The following is a 25,964-nucleotide window of genomic DNA, read 5'->3' on the forward strand; positions in this document are numbered from 1 at the left end:
AATCCCCGCCTAAATCTTTTCCTGAATGAAAGCATATGGCGAGTGTCTGTCACTACCCGCAAATAGGCGGAGAATTTCCGGTTATACTCCAGAATATAGCTCAGATCGGGGTAAATAAGCGGAGCTTTTCCGGTTAAGCATAGAAAAATCACCCATTTTCATGTTTTTTGAGTTAATAGTCGGAATTCCTCCGTCTATTGAAGCTAATTTTGATACTATTTTCTAAATAAGAGTAATTTCTCCGCCTATTTTTTCAAACCAACTGATTCCCTCATCTGGGTTCGTGGAGGATGTTGGCTCAATAGGCGGGCAAAGATGGAAAGTGATATATCCTGGTTAAAAGGAAATCCTACCCCTATTTAATAGTAAGAGAAAATATATTCAAAGCTACAGTTTGCTAGGCGAACTGGGCTTTTTTTACCATTATTTTAAAAATTTAAATAATTCAAAATACGGATGTGGGTTGATTTCTCTTAACCTATAATGAACGTATTGGAAAATAATAGGAGGTATGGAAAAGTGAGGAAAAAGTTTATTATACCGATGGTTCTGTCATCGGCAATGCTGGCAGGTTCTTTCCCAATTAGTAATGTTTGGGCAAATCCGATTGATTCAAAGGTGGTTACTAGTGTACAAGCTTCTGAGAAGTGGAATGCCAAAGCCAGCGTTCCAGTATTTGTGAAGGAGCGGCAGGCAGAGAAATTCTCCTCCAGCAACACATCCAATGCATTGAGTTATTTAAAGAAAAACCAAGATAAAACCGGGGTAAAAGATCCGGAGAAAAATCTAAAGGTAAAAAATGTCCAAAAAGATGAACTAGGTATGACGCACGTCCGCTTTGACCAGTCGATAAACGGGGTAAAGGTAGAAGGAGCGGAAGTCATTGTACATTTTAATGAAAATAATGAGATCACGTCTGTTAACGGAAGAGTGAATCAGACAATTACCGATGCTGCAGTGGACACGAAGGCCACTTTAAGCAGTGACACAGCACTTAAGAAGGCATTATCCGCTGTCAATGCCCCAGAAGAACTGACCTATGAGCCAACCTCTGAGCTGGTTGTCTATCCTTTTGAAGGGGAAAATGTGACAGCCTATAAAGTGAATGTGAACTTCATGGGGGAGGAACCCGGAAACTGGTTTGTCTTTGTGGACGCCAAAACAGGAGAAGTGGTTGATAAGGTTAATGGCTTAATGCATGCGGATGAAAATAAAACACAAAAAGGTGCCGGAAAAGGGGTGCATGGTGCTCATCGGGAGCTACATATCACCCAAGTGAAGGAACCAAATGCCGGAACGAAGTTTGCGTTAGCCGATTACTCTCATGAAAATCTTGGAGGAATCGTAACGTATGATGCAAAAAATGACAACACTTCAAGTAATGATACTGTCTATGTAGGGAACTCTGCTGCATTTATCGGGGACTATGATCGAGCGCTTGTGGATGCACACTATAATTCTGAAAAAGTATATAATTATTATCTAAATGAACATGGCCGTAATTCCTTGGATGGGAACGGAATGGCGATTATATCAAGGGTCCATTATGGCACTAATTACAATAATGCTTCCTGGAATGGGCGCTGGATGACCTATGGTGATGGGGACGGCGAGTTTATGATTTCTCTATCAGCAGGTCTGGATGTGGCTGCCCACGAAATGACGCACGGAGTGATCACGAATTCAGCTAATTTAGTGTATCGCAATCAATCTGGTGCACTAAACGAATCGTTTGCGGACGTCTTTGGAGCCCTCGTGGACGATGATGATTGGGAAATGGGCGAGGATATCATGGCCCCGGCTGCTAAAGCGAATGGTGTAAACGTATTGCGCAGTTTAAGTAATCCAAACGGTGTTGTTGTGAGCAATGCGGATAGAAGGGCATACAGTACAAATGGCGGCGTTTATCCGGACCATATGGACGAGTTTTATCACATGCCTGCATCTGTTGATGGCGGTGGTGTCCATGTTAACTCCTCGATTACCAACCATGCGGCGTACTTGATTGGCCAAGAACTTGGAAGAGAAAAGTTAGGAAAAATCTACTACCGTGCTTTAACCGTTTACCTAACCTCAAATTCCGATTTTAGTGATGCACGCCAGGCGGTAGTTCAGTCTGCCATCGATCTTTATGGTGAAGGCAGCGCGGAGGTGGCTGCTGCTAACTCCGGGTTTGATGCAGTAGGAATTTACTAATTGAAATAAAGAATAGTTCCGGAACAGCTGTTGCATCTGCTGCTTGGACGGCAGCGTTTCGGATGTAAATCATTTATATTTCACAGTAAAAAGGCTTAGAGATCTCTAAGCCTTTTTTGATTAAGCGAGCATGATAAACGGAGAATTTTCCCTTAATTAGAAAATAAGATTAAAAATAGAATAAATAGACGGAAGAATTCCGGTTATTGACTCGAAAAACATGAAAATAGTAAATTTTACATTGTTTAATCGGAAAAACTCCGCTTATATACCCCGAGTCCAGCTCTATTTAGAGTTTAACGGAAAAATTTCCGCTTAAATATCAATTAATATTTGCCAGTATAAAAAACGCACTGTAAAATTCAGTGCGTTTTCATATGTTGAATTTATATTATTCTACAAAAATCGGAGTTTTTTATAACTTATTTAGCAGCAATGCGTTTCTTCCATAATTGTTGGAAATCGGCCCATAAAAAGACGGAAAGCGATAGAATGATAAATGCGGCCATTCCAATTTCCTCTAGAATTTCCCCGCCTTCAAATAGTTTTACAAGACCCTCTCCAAACATCTCGCCGCCAACAAAGATAAGGAGGATCCCTAATGCTTTAAAGATAAGGGATAAATTAAGTTTAATAGATGTTTTAAATAAGATGATAGCTAATAGGACGGCAAGTATAATACCTGAAACACTGCCTATTGCTACTGAAAAAGAACTTTCTGTAATCTTGGTCAAATTGAAAACGACCAATTCTATCCCTTCCCGTACGACAGACAGGAAAGATAATACAAACAAGCCAATCGAACTTGTGTTTTTAGCTACCTTTTCCGTGACTGCTGAAGTATGGCCTTGATTTCTGTGAATCCAGAGGATGAAATAAGCAATAAGTCCGGCTGATAGGAGCATCATGATCCCTTCAATTAATTCTTCTCCAGCTTCTCCGGCCTCTTGAGCTTCACTGAAGCCAATAAATCCAACAACAGCACTAATAATAACCCCTAAAAGGGTACCAGCATATACAAATTTAGATAAATCTCTACGTCCAATCCGAGTAATTTGGGCAAGGATGATACCTATAATAAGTGCAGCTTCAAGCCCTTCCCGAAGAGACAGAAATAAACTATCAAACATTTAAAACCCCTCCTAAATGATTATGAGAATCATTTTCAATTATAAATGTAACTGAAAATAATTCTCAGGTCAATATTAAATTTTCAAAAAAGGTACTTTGATTTTTGAATAATTTAGGGTTTTGGGCTAGGTATACAAAAAAGCTAGTACATAATTCAGGTGGTGGCTGTGGTACTTTTAAGGTAAATCAATCACTTGCAGCCGACTTTAAGGATGCAGCCAGTAATGATATCGGAACCACGTTGATCATGCGGGCATCATGGGTAGACAGGCTTGCTGTAAATTCCGAATCGACGATTCCAACATCATGATGGCTCCACAAATCACGAACGGCAGCAAAATCTTCAATCCCTAAATCAGACCACTTAACCGATACGGTTTGTTTGGAGGAACCGGTATTAAATAGGGCGACGTTGTACGATCCATCTGGCAGTGCTTGATAAAACACCTGGGACGTGGGCGTTTTATACAAGCGCTTCCCTGCAACTCCGCTTTGGTTCACCCAAATTATTTCGTCATTGGTTAAAAGGCTTAATCCGTACATGTCCAGTTTTGTCAGGTCGTTTCCAATCACAAAGTGCGATGCCGCAATTGCCCATAACGTAACATAGGAACGTTTTTCGGTTTTTGTTAAGCCGTCTCTAATACCGTTGGCCACATTGATTGAATCAAAGTCATTCCAAGCCCCTGGCCCGGCATGATCCTGCCAGATGGCAGCATCATCAAATCTTCTCGATACCTTTTTCCAATTGGTTAAGGTCGGCGTTCCATAGGCTTCGATATCGTGGTCGGTTCTCCAGCCATTGGACAACCGCTTCCATGTTTCAGCGTGTTTAATGTCAAGGTTATTGGATAATTCCACATGAATCGGTCTTCCTGTTTTCTTTAGCGCTTTGGCCCAAGCTTCCACATCAGGAATATCCTCGTTGCGGACACCGTCAATTTTCAGATAATCCACCCCGTAGGAAGCAAACAGCCTTGCCCAGGAATCGATAAACGCCTGTGCACCAGGCTTGGAAAAATCAATCGCATACATATGTTTAAAGTTAAAGTTAACTTTTTGGCCTTTGGTTAGGTCGACGATATCTAAGGCGTGATAAGGCGTTCCTTCAATCGGTGTGTTTTGGTCAACCGCCCCTTTGGGAATTCCTAACGTAACATACATGCCAAACTTTAATCCCTTTTTATGGATATAGTCTCCAAGTGCTGCCATGCCGTGGGGGAACTCCTTCGGATCCACCACCCATCTGCCATACTGATCAACTGTAGTAGTCCAATCCAGCATATAATAATCATCAAGATTGACATATTGATAACCATGGGATTGAAAAATTGCCGCTAAAACATCGGCTGCTGCCTTGATTTTTCTCTCCGTTGGTTTCTTCCGAATAGAGCTCCAGCTGCTCCAGCCCATTAATGGACGTTGTGCTGAAGTGTTGTAGGCCGAAGCTTTTGCAGCTTTCATTTCTACTGGTGAGAATGGGTAATTCCCACAAAATATAATCGATAATAAGATCAAAGATATCAAAAATCTCTTTAGCATAAACGCTTCCCCCGAGAATTGGTTTTAATCGATAGGCTAAAATCCAAGTAAATAGTAAGTCAGTTTAAAATATAATCAACAGTAGTAACATTAAGGAAAAATAGGTTCCTGTCACATAGGTTGCCCAGTGGGGGGCCAAGCAATTTTTAAAATTTACCTTTATGTCTACCAGTAATTGGGAACCTAAAGACGATTTCACCAGTTGACGAACCAATTTTGTCTTTAAAAACCGGGCTTAAAGACATTTTTGCTCTTTTGACGTAAATTTTGTCTTTAGGATACCAGTAATTGGAATCCTAAAGACGATTTGACCAGTTGACGAACCAATTTTGTCTTTAAGAACCGGGCGTAAAGACATTTTTGCTCTTTTGACGTTAATTTTGTTTTTAGGCTACCAGTAATTGGAAAAAGAAAAACACATTGAATTGGGCGATTCAATGTGTTTTTAGTAGCTTCTCAATTTTTACTCAGGATTAACAGCTATAAATTCTTCAATAGTTTCAGGGGTATGTTTACCTTCTTTTCCTTGGAAAAGGTCAATATTAACGGTCACATCCATGCATCCAAGATATTTTCCGTTTTTATCACGTACTGCCATGAATTTTTGATAAATTTGACCAGTTTCTTCACCAGAGCGTTTTGGGAACCAAAATTCCCATTTGTCACGTGCTCCTGTACGAAAATCATTCAACAATTTTTCAACGTGGTGAGCCATTTTTGGGTGAAGCTCAAGTACATGGCGGCCAATCGCTTCTTTACGACGACCATGCACGCGGTTAGGATTATTGGAATACCAGCGGAAAATATCGTCGGCATCACAAAATCCCATTTCAAATGGTAATAGATTGATAATTGAATCCAAAGTGCTTGCTTTAATGGCACCACTTTCAAAATTAATGACAGCTTCAGGGCTAATTAATTCAGACAATTTTTCTTGAGCCATTTAAAAAACCTCCAATATATAATCTCCGCCTATGAGAAGAATAGAATAGTACAAAAAGTAGCGAGTGATTGTTATCTAACTTCATTAATAAGGATATCATTATTAACGAGGGCTGATTGTGATTTATATCACAAAAAAATAATGGCATCAGGTGGATGTATAATATTGGTTTTAATTACCGGCTCCGGCTTTCAAATGACCATCCATTTAAAGAAAGTGCCTAGTATAGTAAATAGGTTCAAATAATAAGAAAGGCCACCATTTTCATTGTAAAATGGAAGTACCTATCACAGAACTTCCAATTACTCACCCTACCAAGGAGATGAAAATGATGGCTTATTCATTATTGAACCACATTCAAGGAAAAAACGGAAGTCGATGGGCACAATTTGTACGGGAAACAGGAACAGATCGTATGTTGATAGTAGCGATTGATGCAGCGAAGTTTACTCACAAGGCAATGATATGTACGTTTTATGGGGACGTTTTGGTGAAACCATTTGAGTTTGATGCTTCCCTGACGGGACTTGAAAAGGTTAAAGAACATATTCAAACAGAAAAGAATCGGCTTGGGATGAAGGAGGTTGTGGTGGGGGTTGAAACCACAGGGCATTATTATGAGGATTTAGTTCGACGTTGTCATTCTGAAGGCTATCATGTTCGCATCTTGAATGCAGCTACTACTGCACAGGAAAGGCAAGCTCTTTTGAATTGGTCCAAAACGGATAATCTAGATCTGATGGCAATTGTTCAATCTATTATTAATGGCCGAGGGACATCCAGTGAGTTGTCTTCAGGATCTGTACACAACTTGCAGAAATTAACGCGTGCCCGTCGGGCGCTTGTGGGGGAAAGGACATCGACCGAAAACCTGATTCGGGTATATATTGACCATATTTTTCGGGAGTTCCAGGGGAAAAGTATGTGGATAAATGGGAAGCGCGAACATGTCGAACCTTTCTCGAAGTTATTTGGAAAAGCACCACGATATTTTATGCGCCATTGCCTTCATCCAAGTGATATCCTTACCCTTGGAGAGAAGGGATTACGTGAACTTTCCATACGGGAAAACCTGAAGCTCAGGGATAAATCGATTCAAATACTGCTTGAATTTGCACAGAATTCAATCTCGCAACCTAAAGAGCTTTTGGAAATGGAACAATTTCTTTTGATTCAAAAACTTGACCAATTAGAGCTTTTAGATAAGCAGATTCAATTGCTAGAGAGGAAAATCGAAGATATATTTGTTCAAACTGAAGGAGCAGTCATTCTTAGCGTTCCAGGAATAGGAGTTGTAACGGGGGCTGAATTATACGCGGAAATGGGCGATATATCTGATTTCGACCATGCAGGGCAATTAATTAAAATGGCGGGGACAAATCCAATTGTGAAGCAGTCAGGGGGTAAAAGACCTTCATACTATGGCGTTTCTAAACAGGGAAGAAGAACTTTCAGGAACGTTACTTATCAAGTTGGAAGATCCCTAGCTGTTAATAACCCTGAGATGAAACAGAAATATTTGGCCTTTAAAGAGCGTGGAAAGCACCCGGGGCAAGCATATATTGCTTTAGGAAACCGAATGATCCGTTTAGCCTTTTCAATGATTAAGCATCAATCGCTCTATCAAACAAATCAACCAAACTATGTCTTAATTGATGAAATAACAAAAAAGATTCATAGCCCAAATGTAAGATGCTTTTATGAAAAGTTTGTCGTATCAGCTGTTAATAAATCAGCGTAAACCAGAAACAAGATTTTTAACATGTGGATAGCTCTGCATAAATTATATTGTCATTTAATCAGCTATGTTCCTAAGTTTTTCTTTACAATTGTGCATAACCTAAACCCTTTTTAACTGTTAATTAAGCTTTAAAAACAAAGTGGAAAGAACAATCTCTTAGAAATATTATTCCTTTACAAATGGGGCTCCTCTAGGACGTTAGATCACATTGAACTTCGTGCCTGAGGCTCCAGACCTCGAGTGACAGCGTTATGGATCTTGTCCTACAAGTACGAATAATACGTGAAATCTAAGTTTAGATTTACTAGGCGGTATCCTCTGTAGGATGAAAATTCAAGATCCCTTCACGTTCTAGAGGGGCCCTATTATAATTCTGTGATAGTCGACTCTTCAAAAAAATGGATATTGGGAGTTCTAGTTTAGGTCGGTCTTTTTTTATAAAAAATTATGTTTGACTTATTAGCCATTATACGCTGTCACATCCCGTAATTTGTTGGCAATTGATTAACATTTTCCGGGAATGACAGGCACTTTTAATTAGGTGTGCCAGGTACTTGTTATAATTAAAGAACCTTATTCTTTTGTCTTAGGCCAATTTCAACTTCCAATTCACCACTGGCAACCTTGTCAAGGTGCCACCACCATTCTTCAAGAGGCTCGGTAGAGAGAGAAAAGTCATATACTTTCCCGATATGTTTAACCATTTCTTCTACATGTTCAAGAAGTTTTAAGTCATATTTCATAAGAAGTACACGTTCTTGTAACGACATTTTTGATGATTCTTTGTTCAATCTGCTGCGGCGATGCAACATATCGATTGTTTCAAATGGACTTACCTTAATATCAGTAACATCCTCACCATAATATTCAATATCTTTCAAGAAGTCCATTACTGCCACACCTCCTTCATTTTACCGATATACCTATAACCTTTTCTTTCGTCTAAATAATGATTGTACCTATCAGCAATAATTGCTGTTTCAATGATACCATTTTCACCTATAATAACAATCCAGGCGTTCCCATCAGCAAAAACGAAGTAATTTTGGTTAAAGCTTTCTTTGAAATAAATATAAATATCATTTTCTTTATCAGTAAGTAAATTCATAATTAACGTTATATAATCCTGCATCTCCCAATCATAGGGAACGTGTTGGCGGTTCTTCCGTTTTGATAAATGATATTTGTCCTTTCCTGTTTTCCATGTTAGCCCATTTTGTTCTAAAGATATGAGAATGGCTTTAATTTGATTCTTTAGTGTAACGTCCAAATTATTACACCTGCCGTTGTGACTATTTATTTAAGATGTAGAACTTCTTTAAATTATGAAATTAAATATAGTTATTTCTTAAAAAAATGAACCCCATCGTTGGTGCCTAGACCTTCCTGTTTAACTGAAACGGCGTAATCCAGTTTTCTTCCTTTAGGCGGGTGGATTCCAATTGTAATGTACCAATTCCACGTCTGCTCTCCGCTTTTTTTGCCAATGACTCCACTTAACGTAAAACCAGGCGCAAGCAGCTCACTAGGCAGATTTTTAACGTAATACGTACAATTTGTTTTCAGTTCGTTCAGTACTACGGTTGTCCCAATGATGGTGGTGACTTTAAAGTGGCTTTCTATATCTTCTATACATTGGCTGAATTCTTGATTGATTCTCTCCACATCTTGTTGGAAATTCCAGTCAGCGTGGTGAATCCGGGGGAAGTGGCCTAATACTAGGCGATACAGGACTTTTTCGCAGATTTTAAGATTAGCAATTGCTTCAGAAGTATATTGCTCGACGGTCGAAAACCAAGAGGTACCAACCCGCTTATCAAGCCAGCGAACAAATTTTTTCAATTGATACAGGAAGTTTTCTACGGATTTTTGGTCTGGTGAAAATTTGATGTGATCGGGATAGAAGGAATAAATGAAGTCTTCCCAAAATGAAGGCTGGCACTGTTTCCACGAAGGGGGACAATCATCTTCCAAATAACTAGCCATATACATGGACATGACACGGAGGAATTCATTGCGGTTTTTGTCAGAAGGTTTTTCACGCTTATAGGCAATAAAATCTTTGCCGTAGTATTCGAAGAGTCCGCGGTATCGCATTTGAAACTCGGAGCTAGTGGCTAGATCCATCAGCATTTTTTGCCGTTCCTCAGGATTCGCAAAGTGATGGACGCGCATACTAACTTCCGGCCCGTTTTTACTACGGATATCCTTTATTTTCATTTTGTTTGACATAAAACGAAATCAACTCACTTTCAATATTTTTGGAAAAAATAAGAGAGGTCTGAATGGGGATTCTTAGAAGTCTTATTAATAGCATAGCGCATATTAATGTCGGAATATGGTGATAATTTGTATATTTTGTGAATCTTTGAAAGGATTATTAGAAAAAGTTAAGCCGGGTACGAAAAAAGGTGCTAGTCACGTCCCGCAACTTGTCGATACGTACTCAACATTATTTCGGGCGGTGACAGACACTTTTTTTGTATACATTATTGAGGGCAGATACGTACCTTTGGGTGCCTGCCACTGCCCAAAGGAGGGCAGCCATCTTAGTAGAATTTTCCTGCCTTTGAAATACTAATAGAGCAAGCAATATATTTCTCTGAATAAGAGTTTAATTGGATTTTTATTTATGTGGTTGACAAAGTAATTCACTACTACTAAAATTAAAAAATATTTAGCAATAGTTAATAGAATTTAATCATAAGCAGGCTATGATTGCTATGGATCACACTATAGCAGGAGCAGCTTCTGGAGAGATCGCAAGTATTTTGCGGCGCCGAAGGGTTCACAATCTCAGGCAAAAGGACAGAAGAGTACTGAATATTTATTTTTTGTGCTCATTATATTTAGCATGACAAATATTATTTGTTATTCTTTTGGAAAAGAGATTGGATATCCTCCAATCTCTTTTTTTATTGGTTTAACTAAAATATTTAATAAGGGGGAGTCAGGATTGGCACAACAAGAATTAAAGAGGGATTTATCAAATCGTCATGTTCAACTAATCGCAATTGGCGGCACCATTGGTACGGGATTATTCTTAGGATCCGGTAAAGCCATACAATTGGCAGGTCCATCCATTATCCTTGCTTATTTAATCGTAGGAATCGCTGTTTTCTTTGTTATGAGGGCGCTTGGAGAACTTCTGTTGTCTAAAGCGGGTTATCAATCCATTACAGACATTGCTGAAGACTATCTTGGACCTCGGTTAGCGTTTGTAACCGGATGGACCTATTGGTTTTGTTGGATTATGACTGCTATGGGTGATGTGATTGCAGTAGGGATTTATGTCCAATATTGGTTTCATATTCCACAATGGATACCAGCGCTCATCTGTTTGATGATTTTACTGGGACTCAATCTACTAACTGTAAAACTTTTTGGAGAATTGGAATTTTGGTTTGCTTTAATAAAGGTCATCACGATTCTCGCATTAATTGTCATTGGGATTATATTACTGGTGATGGGATTCAAGACAGCTCAAGGTATGGTTACGCTTAAAAATATTTGGGAACATGGGGGGCTTTTTCCAAACGGAATCTCAGGGTTCTTACTGTCGTTCCAAATGGTTGTATTTGCATTTGTCGGTGTGGAATTAGTAGGTGTATCGGCAGCGGAAACATCCAATCCAGAAAAAAATATTCCATCGGCTATAAATAAAATTCCTTTAAGGATTCTATTTTTCTACGTCGGCGCGCTTATTGTCCTTTTAACTATTAACCCATGGACGGAATTGAATGCAGCAGAAAGTCCCTTTGTTAAAACGTTTAGTTTAGTCGGAATACCGATTGCAGCAGGAATCATTAATTTTGTCGTATTAACTTCAGCAGCTTCTGCTTGTAATAGTGGAATGTTTTCAACAAGCCGTATCCTATATAGTTTAAGCAATCATAAGCAAGGACCTTCTAATTTTGCAAAACTAAATAAAAATCATGTCCCAGGTAACGCATTATGGATCTCCACGCTTGTTCTATCGGTGGGAGCCCTTTTGACCAAACTTGTTCCGGAACAAGCTTTTGGAATCGTGACGACTGTTAGTGCTATTTGTTTTATTTGGGTTTGGGGTGTCATTCTGGTTTGTCATTTAAAATATAAGAAAACACGTTCAGAATTACAGGCAAAATCAAAATTTAAAGCCCCATTAACACCATTTATTAATTACGTTGTCCTAATCTTGTTTGCCATCATTCTTATTATAATGCTGTTTGCTGAAGCTACACGGTCTGCCCTTTTGTTAACACCTTTATGGTTTATTCTATTATTTACTTCGTATTCATATTGGAACAAAGAAGAAAAAAATATTAAATTATCAGCATAGAATCACCCATAAATTATATCTGAGCCCTTATATGGAAATGCCTACAGGGAGTGGAACCGTACCTTAAGATTGTTGTATAGCTTTGGCTTTGTTAAGATTTACCTGGCAATGCTACCCGAGTCAGAGTAAAAGCAGCAGGCAGCCTAGCGCAATAAATAAAGTTTAATGGCAACCTATAAAGTGCCTGGTCCTATCCGCAAATTGTCGAATCTCTCGACAATTTGCGGGTGGTGCCAGGTACTTTTTTGAGAAATTAGGCTTATAAATTTGATTGTCCACAAAAGCATCCGTTTAGCTGAAGAAGGTTATTCTTGTCCCCATTAGTGAAATTTTTAACAATCTCCACACCGTATTTCAACACTCAGAGTTACAGACCCAAAGAGTTCCGTTTTGAGGTGCATTATTCACCATTTACAAAAGAATTGACACTTAAATTGCGTTATGTTGGACATTATTATAATTAATACTCTATTTTGTTCTAATGCGAAAGGAGATAAAGTTTTGAGTAAGACAAGCAATACTGAAATCATTTTGGAAAGAGTATCTGATGGGTTTTATTCGTTAGATAAAGACTTAAAATTTGAATACATAAATAATGTTACTGAAAGGCTTTTACAAATTAAACGTGAAAAAGTGATTGGACAATATATATATAAAGTATTGCAACACAGTGAAATACAGAAATTTGTAACCCGATATAAAAGGGCGCTATCAGAACAAGAATCTATAGAATTTGAAGAGTATTTTAACAATAGATGGTATGAGATAAGGGCTTTCCCTTCTGCTGAAGGTTTATCCGTATTTTTTAGAGATATTACGAAACAAAAGCAAGAGTATGAAAAAATGAATTATCTAGCTAATTATGATGTTTTAACAGATTTACCCAACCGATATTTTTTTAATAATTACTTAAATGATAAGTTACAATCTCCTGAAGTGTCTATTGCAGTATTATTTTTATCTATGAACAAAATAGAAAAAGTAAATGATACATTTGGTCATGAAACAGGTGACTTATTAATAAAACAAGCAGCAGAACGTCTAAAAATGATTGTAGAACCAATAGGGTTTATTGCTCGTTATTCTGGAAACGAGTTTCTTGTCGCTATGGAATACCGTGATGAGAAGGAGATATCTTGTATTATTGATCAAGTAATGGAATCGGTTTTTAATCCATTTTTTATTAATGGCTTTGAACTAAAAACTTCACTAAGTATCGGCATAAGTCAGTCTCCAAAGGATGGAGATAGCGTAGAATTATTAATGAAAAATGCAGCATTCGCAATGAATAGATCTAAAAAATTCAGAGGAAATAACTTTAAATTCTACTCCTGTAATCAAGATGAAGGAAGTATTGACCCATTAGAGTTGGAGATGGAGCTTAAAAAAGCTATAGACCAAGAACAATTATTTCTCCATTATCAACCTAGAATAAATTTAAATACAGGGAAAATAGTGGGGGTAGAAGCTTTAATTCGTTGGGAACATCCAGAGTGGGGATTGGTTCCACCACGGACATTTATTCCAATAGCTGAAGAAACGGGATTAATATTACCTATTGGTGAATGGGCTTTGAATGCTGCTTGTAAACAAAACAAAATATGGCAAGAACGAGGATTTAAAACAGTTGTTTCTGTCAATTTGTCAGCGATTCAATTTAATCAGCCTAATCTAGTTGATACAATTGAAACTGTTCTTCAAAAAACAGGACTTGAACCACATTTTTTAGAAGTTGAAATTACTGAAAGCATGACGTGTGATATTGAGAGTACAATACTAATGCTACAGCATCTAAAAAAGATTGGTGTTCGCATAAGTATTGATGATTTCGGAACTGGGTATAGTTCTCTAAGCTATTTAAAATATTTCCCTGTAGACATCTTAAAGATTGACCAATCATTTGTTAGAAAACTTCATAACAATCCTAATGATGAAACAATTGTTAAAGCTATCATTTCAATGGCTCATAATTTAAATTTAAAAGTAGTTGCAGAAGGAATAGAAACAAATGAGCAACTTGTTTTTCTGCAGTACCATTTATGCGACGAAGGGCAAGGATTTTTCTTAAGTAAGCCGCTACTAGCCAATGATTTAGAAGAAAAACGTTCTAGGATTGAACAAATTGTTGAAGACAATGGGATCCCTGTGGATCTAAACGAAAAATTGCGGATGAAAGAATATTTTGAAAAAACTAAAAGAGAGTTACAAGATACTGTTCGATTACAACAAGGTATGATTTTTAAGTTTAAAAAAATTAATGATCGATTTATTCATACACTCTGCGATGGGGAATTACTCTACAGATTTGGATTGATCCCTTCTCAAGTTATTGGGAAAAGCTTAGAGGAATTTCTGCCTCATGAAAATGCTATCGAAAAAACTTCCTTCTACAATAGGTCATGGGAAGGAGAAGAATTTGTTACTTACGAAGACGAGTTAAATGGAATTTGGTATTTAGCCACTTTACGCCCATTAAAACAGGGAGGAGAAGTAGTTGAAGTTATTGGATCCTGTATTGATATAACAGCACGAAAAAAAGCAGAGGAGGCTTCAAAAGAGAGTGAGTTTAAATATCGCCTTATTGCTGATAATATGACCGACATAATCATGTTATTGGACATCAATGGGAAAATATTATATTCATCACCATCCTTAGCAAATATAATCGGTTACCCGTTAAGATCATTTGTAGGGCAAAGTTCATTTGAATTAATACACCCCAAAGACAAACAAAGTGTAATAATGGGGTTTCAACAAGTCATAGACACTATAACACCAGCTAGGATGGAAGCTCATTTTTTGACAGGCAGTGGAAATTCCGTATTATTTGAAGGGGTTGGTACTCCGGTACTTGGAAAAAATGGAGAACCAGAATACTTTATTGTGGTTGGAAGAGATATTACCGAAAAAAGAATAACAGAAGAACAGCTCTCAAAAGCTGAAAAACTATTTATTGTTGGTCAACTTGCAGCAGGAGTAGCACATGAAGTTAGAAACCCTCTAACGTCAATAAAAGGGTTTATCAAGCTTCTTGAGCAAGGAAGTAACAACAAAGAATATTTTGAAATCATGTTTAAAGAATTTGATCAAATTGAGGGAATTCTAAATGAATATTTAACTCTTGCAAAACCACAGGAGATTCAGTTGAAAAAGGTTAATATTCAAACTATTTTTAATGACGTTACAATATTACTTAAGTCCGAAGCAAATTTGCGAAACGTAGAGATTTCTCAAGAATTTCAACCAAATCTTCCACAAGTTTTGTGCGATGTAAACCAAATTAAACAAGTTTTCATTAATATTATAAAAAATAGCATTGAAGCAATTCCTAATGGAGGATTTGTGAAAATTGAGGGTTCTGTAGAAGATGGGTATCTCCTAATGAAAATTATTGATAATGGAATCGGTATAAGTAAAGAACGTATTAAACGATTAGGTGAACCGTACTACAGCAATAAAGAATTTTTATAAAAATTTTTGTATTTTACGACTCGTTATTTTGTTTGTTTATAAACAACATTCACCTGCTTTACGTTTAATCTAGCTCCTTGGCCAAATAATCGACTAGAATCTAAGCTTACTTCATCCACAAAGGAAAGAGGCGTCTGGCCAGTTATTGGGTGATAGTAGAAATTGTCTTCCGTTGAAAGCTTAACCAATCCCGATTATTAAGGAGTTTAATAAGGTTTATCCCGACAGAAAAATAACCGATATTAAAAAGGTTGATTTTGATTATTGGCAAATTCGGGACTATGAGATTTCTAAATAAAGATTAGTAAATAAGCTGAAAAAGACTCGATAAAACGAGTCCTTTTCAGCTTAGGAAATAATAAAAGCTATTTTTGACTAACGACAACATCAACATCGCTTTTCTTCACAAACCCAATGCGATGATTGAAAGAGATTTGGTAGTATTCTTCCGTACCCTTCACGACCTTGTTAGTGGCTGGATCATTGAAAATTTTGGCGTAATAGTAATCGGATTGGATTGGTCCGGTCGCTACATACATTTGTCCTTTTGGCAATTGATATAAGACCTCTGCTGCTCCTCGTGCCGAGACTGCAATTCCCGTGCCGTCATAAGCGGAATTTTCCGGATAGGCTGCCCCGTAAACTGGAATAGAAGTAAGACCCTCTTTCGGTTTAATGACAATTCCATTTCCCGGAACGGTGTTTTTGTTGTTAGGATTGTAAAACCAAGCCTTTTGCCCGGCGAAGTAGATGGCAGTCCAATCCCCTTGTTGATCGGCTTTAACATAGCTTTGCCCCATTGTGGCTTTGGCTCCCCAGTCATTGAGCCGCGTTGTTCCTGGAGCGGTCTTATTTAGAATCGGGTCGCTGATAAGAGGGGAGTTAAAATCTGGCTCCTTATATAACTGTAAGAAGCTGGATGATAGGGAATCAAGATCATTTCCGCTATACGTATAACTTGTTTTATTCGTGTTAAAGTTCGGACGGATCGTTACAATCGAGCTGTTTTTGTCCCCATTGCTTGGATTCAAAGATTCTCCAAGCAGGTTAAAGAAGTGGGACCAATCCCAGTATGCGCCTGGATCCCAGTGCATGGCAGCATGCTTGGAAACGGTCAGACCCGGGATTTCATCGTGGCCAATAATATGCTGTCTGTCTAATGGAATGTTATACGTTTCAGATAAATATTTTACAAGTTTGGCAGTTGAACGGTACATTTGCTCACTGTACCAGTTCGTTCCTTCCACTGCAAATCCCTCGTGCTCTATCCCGATGGAGTGCATATTAAAATACCAGTTTCCCGCATGCCAAGGGATGTCGTTTGGACGAACCATTTGTGAGACCTTCCCGTTTGCTGAGTCAATAATGTAATGGGCGCTTACAAAAGATTGGTTACGGAAGTGATTGATGGCCGACTGGGCACTCCCCTCGATATCATGGATCACGATATAGCGAATATCAATCCCATCTTCAGGGCGGCTGGCAATATCATAATTCCCATAATTGGTTGGACTGCTTGAAAACTGTTTGTACAGTGCAGGAATAAAGGAACATTCCAATCCGTTTGGACAATCCGAATTGTTGAATTTTGCATTCCGCAGTGGAATATTTTTGGCCGTATCTTTATTCGGAACGATATTCTCCGCTGTTAGCGTCAGTTTCTCGCCGCCATGCGTTGATTTTACCGCCCCGTTTTGGATGGTTTCATACACTTGATCGGCATAATCTGTGGCTAATTCTGCAATTTCTGATCCGCTGTATTTTACAACAGCCCCATACCAATCGGCAGCATCGGAAGGAAGGCCGCCAGTCGTTTCCTTAGCGTATTCAGCTAACAGGGCGGCACCGCCGCGGATGTTTTGCTCCGGGTCATCCTTTAACAAATCTGGACTTACTTTAAGAATCTGTGCTGCTTGGTCAAGTGTGGATATGGCTTCATCAGCTGTATATGTACCCTCGGCTGTTTCATCCCCTTTGGCACTATGCTTTTGATCCGCTTGGACCAAATTCATGATTCCAAACCCGCCTACTTCGCTATGCCCCTCATGCTGGACCCAGCGTGATTCATTGTAGGACACAGCCATCAGGACATTGACGGGAACCCCGAATTCCTTTGCCACATTTTTAAATAATTGTTGTGAAACTTCCGAACTTCCGATAGTTTCCGCATAGGATTTGACTTCGTTCTTGGAAAAATACGAAGGCGCAATCAATAGGGAAGCCGCGGGTACGGAAGCTGCTGCAACTTTTGAGACCTTTTTCACATGAAAAACCATTTTACAACCCCTTTATAACAGAATTTTTAGAATTGTATATTTCCCCCGCCATGACAGTTTTTCCTTCCGTAGAGATGTAAAATAATTCAAATTGCATAGAACGAAGTTCCTGTTTGGGAAAAAGATAGGTATATGTCACTAAAGAGGTCAAACAATTGAAGAAGCTTTAAAAACCGGCTATTGCGTGGCGGTTTGAGAAGGCGGGGGTGTTGTGAGAGAAGGGAAAAGTTTGTGGTATTAGATTTATATTAAGTAACCGGAATTTTAATAGAAGAGGGGTACCTAATATTCAACAAAGGGGCCACATTGTTGGGTTATGGTTTAGCAATAATAGTGGAGAACCGTATCATAAGTAAATGAGGTTCTTCTTAGTTAATATTTTTGAAAGTAATACTTGAAAGAATAAGATAGTAGAGTTTTTTTCTCTACTATCTTTACTAATCAGTAGCACCTGTTCGTTCTATTTCAACCTTAATAGTTGATTTTAACTTTAATGTTGAATACTTTTCCCTCAACTCTTTATCACTTAAGTTTGAGTATTTTCTGATGCTTTTTATTTTTCTTCCAATGCCAATTGGATCACTATTTAATTTTCTTAACTCCTCAAGAAAATCCCCCAATTGTTTGCTTAGTTCTTCCCCAAGCAGCTGCTCCATTTTTTTTATAGATTTCTTATTGTTAAGAGGAATGGCAGGCTGTACTTCTATAGTTGAAACCTTAATCGTTGCGTTTAGATAAAAGTCATCTTCTTTAAATAATTTAACTTTTCCGCGGTGCTTTATTGGGCGAATTGTAATATTAAATTTATCTCCTTTTGGCTTTTCGACTAGTGGTATTCCCTTTTTTTCTAAAACCTCTAGAGGAATGTTTAATGTTATATCTCCTAAAGAAGCCCTGCGATTGGTGAATAATTTGATGAACAAGGTTTTTTTCAAAGAAGCAGAACCAACCATTTTATCATCCTTTAATAATGCCACCTTTTCAATATAGGGTGCTCCACCCTTCTTATTCGATATAATAGGTATGGTAGGATCGATGCCAATTTCATATAAAGTGGAGAAAAAATCATGCAGGTTGGAGTTTATTAACATTTCATTCCTTGCTTGCTTATCCAATAATTGATAAATATATGACCCCATTTCAGGGTATTCTTCATAGTGATTATTTTTAATGACTTCTTCAGTATTGTTTGTAATGGCCAAAAATACTAATGATCCAATGGTGCTGTCTCGTTGCATTGAATCTAGGAAAGATGAAATTCCTATCTTTTCACTTATATCTTCATCAAATAGTATGGTCCTCAATTGTCCAGATGTAATGTCGTGGCTTGTTTGCTGTTCTAACCTTTGTCTTATTTGTTTGCTTGTAGTACCGACGGCAGAAATGGTTTCACTTGTTTTTTCTTCTTTACGGTCGAATTGCAACAAGCTAATAGAGCCTTTATATGTTTCTTTATCAACTAAATCATAACCAATAATAGTTGAAATCCCTTGCCTTTCTAATATTTTTCCAGGTGGCACGCATGCAGTACAGAGAAGACAACAAAATAGAATAAGCCATTTTTTCATCTTTTCAACTCCGTTAAGAATGTGAAAAAAGTTTAGATTTAATAATTGAAATGGAATATAACAAGATCGGATAGATAAACCATAGGTAAAAGCCGACATGACCAACTTGATCAAAAAAAAGGTTAGTGTCGACTCTTTTGGTGACAAAAAAGCTCGTGATAAAAATGATTATTGAGATTACCCATATACCATGTTTTTGTTTTAAATGAAATATTTGCTTTACTCCTTTTGAAGAAATGAACAGGTATAAACATAAATTTGGAAAAATAACCAAGATCCATAATGGAACGGCAATAAACTCAAACCGTTCAAGAAATGGAAAATGGACCGTGCTTATCATACTGACCACAGGCCAAATATGTTTTTCCAATTCCTTTGGACTAAAAAATAATATCGAAATAACAGTTGTTATAAACACAAAAAGTGTAGTAAACCAGATTGCTAATTGACTGAAAAAAAGCAGCTTTTTTTTCTCCTTTATAAATGGAAAAATAAAAAATAAAGTTTCAAAACCTAACATTGTAAAACTGGTTTTAAATGCTCCTTTCATTATTTGTGCTGGGGTCGCCGACATGACGGGTAAAATTCTAATGAAGTTTATCGATTCAAGTGGTTGATAAAAAACAAATACCAGCCATATAGTCATTAAGAAGGATAAGAAACATGTCCCTGCAATTACTCTGAATCCGCCAGATACGGCATAAATGGTTACTAATAATAGCACTAAAACACCAACCCATTCATCAACTCCCTCATATCCCCATGTCAGGGACAATTCAACATAAGCGATGATGATAGAGTAAAGAGCTGCCATAAAGTAAATAACCATAAAGGTATTAATGATACTGCCTATAAAGCGACCAAATACATTCTCGTGTATTTCATAAAGATTACAGTTTTCATATTTAGCAAGGATGCTAATTATCATCCAAATGATAACACTAATGAAAAGTCCAGAGACTAGAACGCTGATCCAGGCATCTTGCTTAGCTTCATGAAAAAGAATCCTAGGGACGCCAAGTATACCCATCCCGATTTGTGAAGTGTGAATAATAAAGAAAGCCATATAGGCGTTTACAAAATTAATATTTGATTTCATTATCCACCTCAAATTTCATCTAGATCGTTTTCTGTTTTTTTAGATTTCCATCCTATCCGGAATACGTTTAATGGACGATTAACAACAGGACGTTTCCTATAAAAATGGTGTGGAAGACGTATAAGGGCATATTTTAAATCCTTTATCCTAAGCGGGTATAGAGGTGCAAGGTAAGGCCTATTTAAGGATGTCAACTTTAACAAGTGGACAACCAGTACACAGACACCGATCATAATCCCATTAAAACCCCCCACACCCGCTAGAATAATGAAAGGAAATCTGGCAATTCTTATAGCAGTCCCCATCTCATAAATTGGAGCCGAAAAAGCCCCTAATGCACTAAATGCCACGATTATAATTAAAATATTGCTAGTTAAGCCAGCCTCAACAGTTGCTTGACCAATAACAATCCCTCCAACAATCCCCATTGTTTGACCTACTTTGGATGGAAGACGTGCCCCTGCCTCTCTAAGTAATTCAATTAATAATTCCATTAATATTGCTTCTAGTAGAGGGGGAAAAGGGACTTGTGAACGTGATTGCCCAATGACAATTAACAATTTAGATGGTATAAGTTCATAGTGATAGGTAAGGATTGCAACATAGAATGCTGTAAAGAGCAGTGATCCAGCCATAGCAACAAAACGTATTAATCTTATGAAAGTACTCAAAGACCAGCGTAAATAAATATCTTCTGTTGATTCAAAAAAAGAAAAAAAATTAGCAGGCCCAATAATAGCCACTGGGCTTCGATCTAAAAGGATACCAACCCGTCCATTTAAAATAGAATAGAGAAATCGATCGGGCAGTTCTGTCATGATAAACTGAGGAAAAAAAGAATAATGATTATCTTCAAGACACTGTGCCAAAACTGAACTGTCACTTATATCATCAATTGTAATAGTTTCAAGCTTCTGCTTAAGTGTTTTAAGTATGTCTTCATCCGTTAAATCTTTCATGTAAATAATTCTTAATTTCTTCTTAACACGTTCTCCTATTTCTAATTCATCCGTACACAAATTAGAATTATTTAAATTTTGTCTGATAATTTTTATATTAGAAGTCAATGATTCTGTAAACGAAATTTTAGGGCCGTATACCAAAGATTCAGTTTCTGCTTTCTCGATAGATCTTTCAATTGGATCAGCACAATTTACTAAAAGGGCTTTATTTTCTTTTAATACGTAAATATAAACAAATCCATTTAAAAGTGAAGAAATAATTTCCTGTTCCTTAAAGTCAATCTTTACCTCGTCAATGGGGATATTCTTTATTAAATAAGAATAGGTTATATCTTTTTTTGGCAGCTGTTGAATGAATTTAATAACATATTCATTAACTGTTTCACCCTTAATTAAATTTTTCATAAAGACAACTTCAAGACAATCTCCAGCGACCTCAATTGTCCTGCAAAGTAAATCTGGTGATTGATTGAGGATATATTTAATTTGATGATAATTTGGGCAGTTATTTTTATTTGTTGTGTTTGTCATTTAAACAATCCTTAATCATTTTTTTTTATTATTTGAAATAAAAAAATTTTTATCCTTGTTTTTACAAAGAAGTAAGGCAAAAAGTAGTTTATGGACTACTGTTTTAGCCATTTAAAATAACATTTAAGGATTGAAATAAAATTTCAAAATTTTTATCATTTCATTGAAATATTATAACTAGGGTGTTATAATATTTTTGAAATCGATTTCAATTTAGTATAAGAAGGGGAGCCAAGATGCTAAATGATCTATCTACGGAGATGAGGAATCCGCGAACAACTAGTCTTGATGAAATGTCTCCAGAGGATATTTTAAAAATCATGAATGAGGAGGATGCTGGCGTAATTGAAGCAGTAAAGGAGCAAATTCCCCAGATTGCAAAGGCTGTAAAACGAATTGAGCAAGCATTTCATGTCGGAGGGCGTCTAATCTATTTAGGGGCCGGGACAAGTGGAAGAATCGGCTTATTGGATGCAGTGGAATGTCCTCCCACGTTTGGGACAGATCCAAATGAAGTGATTGGCATCATTGCGGGGGGAGAAACGGCTTTTATTAAAGCTGTTGAAGGTGCTGAAGATAATCAGGAATTGGCTGTTGAAGATCTAAAAAGGATTCATTTAAGCAATAAAGATATTGTTGTAGGACTCGCTGCCAGCGGCCGCACTCCTTATGTTATCGGGGGAATGGTCTATGCCGGATCAATGGGGGCCACGACGATTTCTGTTAGCTGCAATAAAAATTCGGCTGTCAGCCAACATGTACAGATACCTATTGAAGTGAACACCGGTCCAGAAGTCCTGACGGGTTCCACCCGCCTGAAAGCCGGCACTGCGCAGAAAATGGTCTGTAATATGTTATCAACCACTTCCATGATCAGAATTGGGAAGGCTTACAGTAATTTAATGGTCGACCTGCAGCCGACAAACGAAAAATTAATCGACCGAGCCATTCGGATCATGATGGAAGCAACGGATTGCAATGTTCAAACAGCCAGCCACTACCTGGAAATGGCTCAAGGAAAACCCAAGATTGCGATTATTATGTTTTTAACTGGCATAACTTTCGAAGAAGCAAATGAACGTTTAAAAAATTCTGATGGATTCATTCACAACGCTATAAAACTATCTGTTATTTAATTCAAAAATTATATTTTATTAGATTACAAGGATGGGTGAGAGGGTATGTCATTAGTTAATAAAATGTCTGGCATTATAGAACACAAAGTTGCACCGCCTCTAATCAAATTGTCAACAAACCGATACCTTGATTCGATTCAAAAATCCTTTATCACACTAATGCCAATTATTATTTTGGGTTCCTTCTTTGTTTTATTAGCATCATTGCCAATCCCTGCATGGCAAAATTTAATTAAACCGATTGTCGGTTACCTTTGGGGCGGAAATGGCTCTACCATGGGACTGATTTCCATCGGTTTAGCGCTCGGAATCGGATACTTTCTATCGGGTTTTTACAAAGATAAGATTGCTAAGGTAGACCCGATTTCCGGAGCATTTATTAGCTTGTTCAGCTTCCTGCTTATGTTCCCAGTGGCGGCAGACGAGAAGCTTGGTTCCTATATTCTTGCAGGCAATTTGGGGAGTACAGGAATGTTTGCCGCTATTGTTGTGGGTATTTTGAGTGTTGAAGTGTATCGATGGTTCTTACAAAAAAATATTACCATTAAAATGCCTGAAGGCGTACCGCCAATGGTGGCTAATAGCTTTACAGCGTTAATCCCGGTTATGGTCATTTTAGGATCATGGTGGCTGATTCGCTTCGTCGGTCAATTGGACTTAGTTACTTTAATAATGGCTGCGTTCAAACCAATTATTGCTGGCGGAAGCAGCTTCATAGCCCAATTTATTGGGGTAGCAATCGACCGTTTGCTTTGGTTTGTCGGAATCCATGGTTCAAACGTCGTATTCTCGGTTATGCAGCCGATTTGGATGGATATGCTGGGTGGCAACGTAGCAGCAGTTGAATCAGGTAAAGCAGTGCCTTATATCGTCAGCGAACAATTTTTAAACTATTTTGTAAAAGGCAGTATGCTTCCAATTATTGTTTTAATGCTTATGTCTAGTGTAAAACGATACAAATCATTAGGGAAATTGGCATTGCCGGCATCTATTTTCAATATAGCAGAGCCTGTAATTTTCGGTTTGCCTTTAATACTGAATCCTATATTGTTTATCCCTTGGGTTTTTGGTTATCTATTCCTGTTCGTGTTCAGCTATGCTGTCATTGCAGCCGGTTTAGTGCCTGCACCATATATCTTAGTCCCATGGACCACTCCGGGACCAATTGCAGCTTACTTAGGTACCGGCGGGAGCTGGGCAGCAGCTATTTTGGCTACTTTGAATTACGTGATCATGTTCTTTATCTGGCTTCCATTCTTCAAAGTTTTAGAAAAGCAAAGCTTGAAAGAGCAGCAATTACAAGAGCATAACGCAAAACCAACGGATATTGGAATTTAAAATTGTACCTTGTGCGAGGAGTGTTTTTTAAAAATGACTGAAATAAATATAAGACCATATGCTTATACGGATGAAAGTCAGGTCATCTCGTTATGGAATACATGTTTGATAAAGGATCCGGTTAATCAAGCGGTTTTTCACAAAAAAGTATTATTGGATCCCAATTTTGATACTGATTTAGCTGTAGTCGCTGTAAATGAGGAACAGGATGTCGTAGGGTACGCACTTGGGTTAGTGCGAAAGTATCCTTACGAGGAAAGAGGATTGGAACCTGAACGTGCCTGGATTTCTGTCATGCATGTCGACCCTGGTTATCAACGGCAAGGGATTGGCAGACAGTTGGTGCAGCACTTGGAGAATAAGTTTAAAAAAATGAATCGGACGAATGTTACCTTAGGGGCATACAGTCCTAACTATTTCTTCCCTGGGCCGGACAAAGAGGCTTACGGCGGTTCGATTCCGTTTTTCGAATCATTGGGCTATCAAGTAACAGGGGAAGCAGTAGGGATGGATAAGGTCTTATATAATTTCACCATTCCAGAAGAAGTGAGGGCTATTAAAGGAACCCTGTTAAATGAGCATGGAATCAAGATTATTCCTTTTACAAAGGAATATACGCTGCCATTGTTAGGCTTCCTCCATGAAAACTTTCCGGGCGGATGGGTCCGGAATGTCAGGGAGGCCCTCACGAAGTTTAAGGGGGAAGAAACTATCATTCTAGCGGTTGATCGCGATAACAAGATTTTAGGCTATTGCCAAAGGGCCATTGATGACCTGGAAGGACATTTCGGACCATTTGGCGTTTCAGAGAAGATGCGCGGCAAAAAAGTTGGCAGTGTGCTCTTCTATGAAATGCTGATGGACATGTATTCACGGGGAATCTTCCATGTCTGGCTTGCTTGGACAGACCAGGATGCTCAGAGGTTTTATGAGCGTGCCGGAATGAAAGTCATGAAAAGACACGTAACGATGAAAAAATTTTTATAAAAAAGGGAGATTAACATGAAAAAACATCATGTCATGACAATCGGTGCCCATGCGTTGGATGCTGAGTTAATGGGTGGCGCAGTTGGTATCAAGTATGCAAGAGAAGGCCATGAAACAACTTACGTCCATATCACTAGAGGTGAGAGGGGCCATCACTGTAAATCCAGCGAAGAGTATGCAAAACAACTGGATGTAGAGATTCCTAAGGTTGCAGAAGCTTTAGGAGGAAGAGCCATTTGGTCAGGCTATATCGCTGGGCAGCTGCCTTCACAGGAACAAATCATCCTCGACCTTTGTGAATTAATTCGTAAAGAAAAACCGACGATTGTGATTACCCATTGGAGGGGAAGCATGCACCCACGACATGTATTAACCCATGATGCCGTGGTGGAAGCTGTAAAAATGGCAGCCAATCCAAACATTCAAACCGAGTCAGAACCGCATAAGCTGGACTATCTCTACTTTGGAGAAAACTGTGAAGACTTGAACGGCTTTATACCTCAATTATATGTTGAAATTGAAGATACCTTTGAGCAATGGTTTGAGGCACTGTCCAAATATGAGTTATTTGGCGGTGGTAATGCCAGTGTGCCATATCAGGATTATTATCGGACGATGGCAGCCATCAGGGCAATTGAAGTCGTCGGCAGCGGACAAAAGCTATCAAAAGCATTTATGACGGCTACCAGAACGCAAAATTATTTGCATGAATAGAAGAGGGT

General features: G+C 38.1%; 18 protein-coding genes and 1 riboswitch. Of the genes, 8 read left to right on the forward strand and 10 right to left on the reverse strand.

Annotated elements, in window-relative coordinates:
- Positions 1-483: 483 nt before the first annotated feature.
- Positions 484-2,196, forward strand: coding sequence for a M4 family metallopeptidase (locus ACZ43M_RS03600; RefSeq protein WP_464506091.1), 1,713 nt, complete (start codon positions 484-486; stop codon positions 2,194-2,196).
- Between the two features lie 422 nt (positions 2,197-2,618).
- Here the strand turns inward: ACZ43M_RS03600 and ACZ43M_RS03605 are convergent, their stop codons facing one another.
- The 3 genes from ACZ43M_RS03605 to ACZ43M_RS03615 all read right to left on the reverse strand — a co-directional run bounded on the left by ACZ43M_RS03605 (position 2,619) and on the right by ACZ43M_RS03615 (position 5,812).
- Entirely contained in the window at positions 2,619-3,326 is a 708-nt protein-coding gene (locus ACZ43M_RS03605; RefSeq protein WP_464506092.1) for an FTR1 family iron permease, read from the reverse strand.
- Positions 3,327-3,513: 187 nt separating this feature from the next.
- Positions 3,514-4,869, reverse strand: a complete 1,356-nt coding sequence (locus ACZ43M_RS03610) for a glycoside hydrolase family 27 protein (protein ID WP_464506093.1) — start codon at positions 4,867-4,869, stop codon at positions 3,514-3,516.
- Positions 4,870-5,332: 463 nt separating this feature from the next.
- Positions 5,333-5,812, reverse strand: a complete 480-nt coding sequence (locus ACZ43M_RS03615) for a PAS domain-containing protein (protein ID WP_464506094.1) — start codon at positions 5,810-5,812, stop codon at positions 5,333-5,335.
- 331 nt (positions 5,813-6,143) lie between these two features.
- Between ACZ43M_RS03615 and ACZ43M_RS03620 the strand changes: the two genes are divergently transcribed.
- Positions 6,144-7,553 carry an IS110 family RNA-guided transposase gene (locus ACZ43M_RS03620; protein ID WP_464507938.1) on the forward strand — a complete coding sequence of 470 codons (1,410 nt, stop codon included), beginning with the start codon at positions 6,144-6,146 and terminating at the stop codon, positions 7,551-7,553.
- Positions 7,554-8,116: 563 nt separating this feature from the next.
- Here ACZ43M_RS03620 and ACZ43M_RS03625 read toward each other — a convergent pair.
- From ACZ43M_RS03625 to ACZ43M_RS03635, 3 genes are all read right to left on the reverse strand, one after another.
- Entirely contained in the window at positions 8,117-8,443 is a 327-nt protein-coding gene (locus tag ACZ43M_RS03625) for a hypothetical protein (RefSeq protein WP_464506095.1), read from the reverse strand.
- Positions 8,443-8,823, reverse strand: a complete 381-nt coding sequence (locus tag ACZ43M_RS03630) for a hypothetical protein (RefSeq protein ID WP_464506096.1) — start codon at positions 8,821-8,823, stop codon at positions 8,443-8,445. Before ACZ43M_RS03630 ends, ACZ43M_RS03625 begins: the two co-directional genes overlap by 1 nt.
- Positions 8,824-8,894: 71 nt before the next feature.
- The gene (locus tag ACZ43M_RS03635; protein WP_464506097.1) at positions 8,895-9,785 is read right to left on the reverse strand and encodes a hypothetical protein; all 891 of its coding nucleotides are present in this window, start codon (positions 9,783-9,785) and stop codon (positions 8,895-8,897) included.
- Between the two features lie 509 nt (positions 9,786-10,294).
- Positions 10,295-10,375, forward strand: a riboswitch (glycine riboswitch).
- Between the two features lie 134 nt (positions 10,376-10,509).
- On the opposite strand from ACZ43M_RS03635, the gene ACZ43M_RS03640 reads away from it, so the two are divergent.
- Complete coding sequence (locus tag ACZ43M_RS03640) at positions 10,510-11,874, forward strand: amino acid permease (protein ID WP_464506098.1); 1,365 nt, start codon at positions 10,510-10,512, stop codon at positions 11,872-11,874.
- 501 nt (positions 11,875-12,375) lie between these two features.
- Positions 12,376-15,345, forward strand: coding sequence for an EAL domain-containing protein (locus ACZ43M_RS03645; RefSeq protein ID WP_464506099.1), 2,970 nt, complete (start codon positions 12,376-12,378; stop codon positions 15,343-15,345).
- 365 nt (positions 15,346-15,710) lie between these two features.
- On the opposite strand, the gene ACZ43M_RS03650 is transcribed toward ACZ43M_RS03645, so the two are convergent.
- From ACZ43M_RS03650 to ACZ43M_RS03665, 4 genes are all read right to left on the reverse strand, one after another.
- Entirely contained in the window at positions 15,711-17,621 is a 1,911-nt protein-coding gene (locus tag ACZ43M_RS03650; protein WP_464506100.1) for an N-acetylmuramoyl-L-alanine amidase, read from the reverse strand.
- A gap of 437 nt (positions 17,622-18,058) precedes the next feature.
- Entirely contained in the window at positions 18,059-19,189 is a 1,131-nt protein-coding gene (locus ACZ43M_RS03655) for a Ger(x)C family spore germination protein (protein WP_464506101.1), read from the reverse strand.
- Positions 19,190-19,202: 13 nt separating this feature from the next.
- Positions 19,203-20,288 carry a GerAB/ArcD/ProY family transporter gene (locus tag ACZ43M_RS03660; protein ID WP_464506102.1) on the reverse strand — a complete coding sequence of 362 codons (1,086 nt, stop codon included), beginning with the start codon at positions 20,286-20,288 and terminating at the stop codon, positions 19,203-19,205.
- Between the two features lie 8 nt (positions 20,289-20,296).
- Positions 20,297-21,781, reverse strand: a complete 1,485-nt coding sequence (locus ACZ43M_RS03665; protein WP_464506103.1) for a spore germination protein — start codon at positions 21,779-21,781, stop codon at positions 20,297-20,299.
- A 236-nt stretch (positions 21,782-22,017) separates the two neighbouring features.
- Between ACZ43M_RS03665 and murQ the strand changes: the two genes are divergently transcribed.
- The 4 genes from murQ to ACZ43M_RS03685 are packed head-to-tail and all read left to right on the forward strand — an operon-like array spanning position 22,018 to position 25,956.
- A complete protein-coding gene (gene murQ / locus ACZ43M_RS03670) occupies positions 22,018-22,917 on the forward strand; it encodes an N-acetylmuramic acid 6-phosphate etherase (RefSeq protein ID WP_464506104.1) in 900 nt (299 codons plus the stop codon).
- A 45-nt stretch (positions 22,918-22,962) separates the two neighbouring features.
- Positions 22,963-24,255 (forward strand): PTS sugar transporter subunit IIC, encoded by a 1,293-nt coding sequence (locus tag ACZ43M_RS03675; protein WP_464506105.1) that lies wholly within the window; start codon positions 22,963-22,965, stop codon positions 24,253-24,255.
- 33 nt (positions 24,256-24,288) lie between these two features.
- Positions 24,289-25,242 (forward strand): GNAT family N-acetyltransferase, encoded by a 954-nt coding sequence (locus tag ACZ43M_RS03680; protein WP_464506106.1) that lies wholly within the window; start codon positions 24,289-24,291, stop codon positions 25,240-25,242.
- Positions 25,243-25,257: 15 nt separating this feature from the next.
- On the forward strand, positions 25,258-25,956 hold the full coding sequence (locus ACZ43M_RS03685; protein WP_464506107.1) for a PIG-L deacetylase family protein: 699 nt from the start codon (positions 25,258-25,260) through the stop codon (positions 25,954-25,956).
- Positions 25,957-25,964: the final 8 nt, after the last annotated feature.

Source organism: Neobacillus sp. B24 (genome assembly GCF_055381825.1).

Bases quoted from the DNA above. Each gene is read 5' to 3' on its own strand.
- ACZ43M_RS03605 (WP_464506092.1), bottom strand. From the start codon at position 3,326: ATGTTTGATAGTTTATTTCTGTCTCTTCGGGAAGGGCTTGAAGCTGCA.
- ACZ43M_RS03635 (WP_464506097.1), bottom strand. From the start codon at position 9,785: ATGTCAAACAAAATGAAAATAAAGGATATCCGTAGTAAAAACGGGCCG.
- ACZ43M_RS03660 (WP_464506102.1), bottom strand. From the start codon at position 20,288: ATGAAATCAAATATTAATTTTGTAAACGCCTATATGGCTTTCTTTATT.
- ACZ43M_RS03680 (WP_464506106.1), top strand. From the start codon at position 24,289: ATGACTGAAATAAATATAAGACCATATGCTTATACGGATGAAAGTCAG.
- ACZ43M_RS03615 (WP_464506094.1), bottom strand. From the start codon at position 5,812: ATGGCTCAAGAAAAATTGTCTGAATTAATTAGCCCTGAAGCTGTCATT.
- ACZ43M_RS03610 (WP_464506093.1), bottom strand. From the start codon at position 4,869: ATGCTAAAGAGATTTTTGATATCTTTGATCTTATTATCGATTATATTT.
- ACZ43M_RS03675 (WP_464506105.1), top strand. From the start codon at position 22,963: ATGTCATTAGTTAATAAAATGTCTGGCATTATAGAACACAAAGTTGCA.
- ACZ43M_RS03650 (WP_464506100.1), bottom strand. From the start codon at position 17,621: ATGGTTTTTCATGTGAAAAAGGTCTCAAAAGTTGCAGCAGCTTCCGTA.
- ACZ43M_RS03600 (WP_464506091.1), top strand. From the start codon at position 484: ATGAACGTATTGGAAAATAATAGGAGGTATGGAAAAGTGAGGAAAAAG.
- ACZ43M_RS03655 (WP_464506101.1), bottom strand. From the start codon at position 19,189: ATGAAAAAATGGCTTATTCTATTTTGTTGTCTTCTCTGTACTGCATGC.
- ACZ43M_RS03665 (WP_464506103.1), bottom strand. From the start codon at position 21,781: ATGACAAACACAACAAATAAAAATAACTGCCCAAATTATCATCAAATT.
- ACZ43M_RS03620 (WP_464507938.1), top strand. From the start codon at position 6,144: ATGGCTTATTCATTATTGAACCACATTCAAGGAAAAAACGGAAGTCGA.
- murQ (WP_464506104.1), top strand. From the start codon at position 22,018: ATGCTAAATGATCTATCTACGGAGATGAGGAATCCGCGAACAACTAGT.
- ACZ43M_RS03685 (WP_464506107.1), top strand. From the start codon at position 25,258: ATGAAAAAACATCATGTCATGACAATCGGTGCCCATGCGTTGGATGCT.
- ACZ43M_RS03625 (WP_464506095.1), bottom strand. From the start codon at position 8,443: ATGGACTTCTTGAAAGATATTGAATATTATGGTGAGGATGTTACTGAT.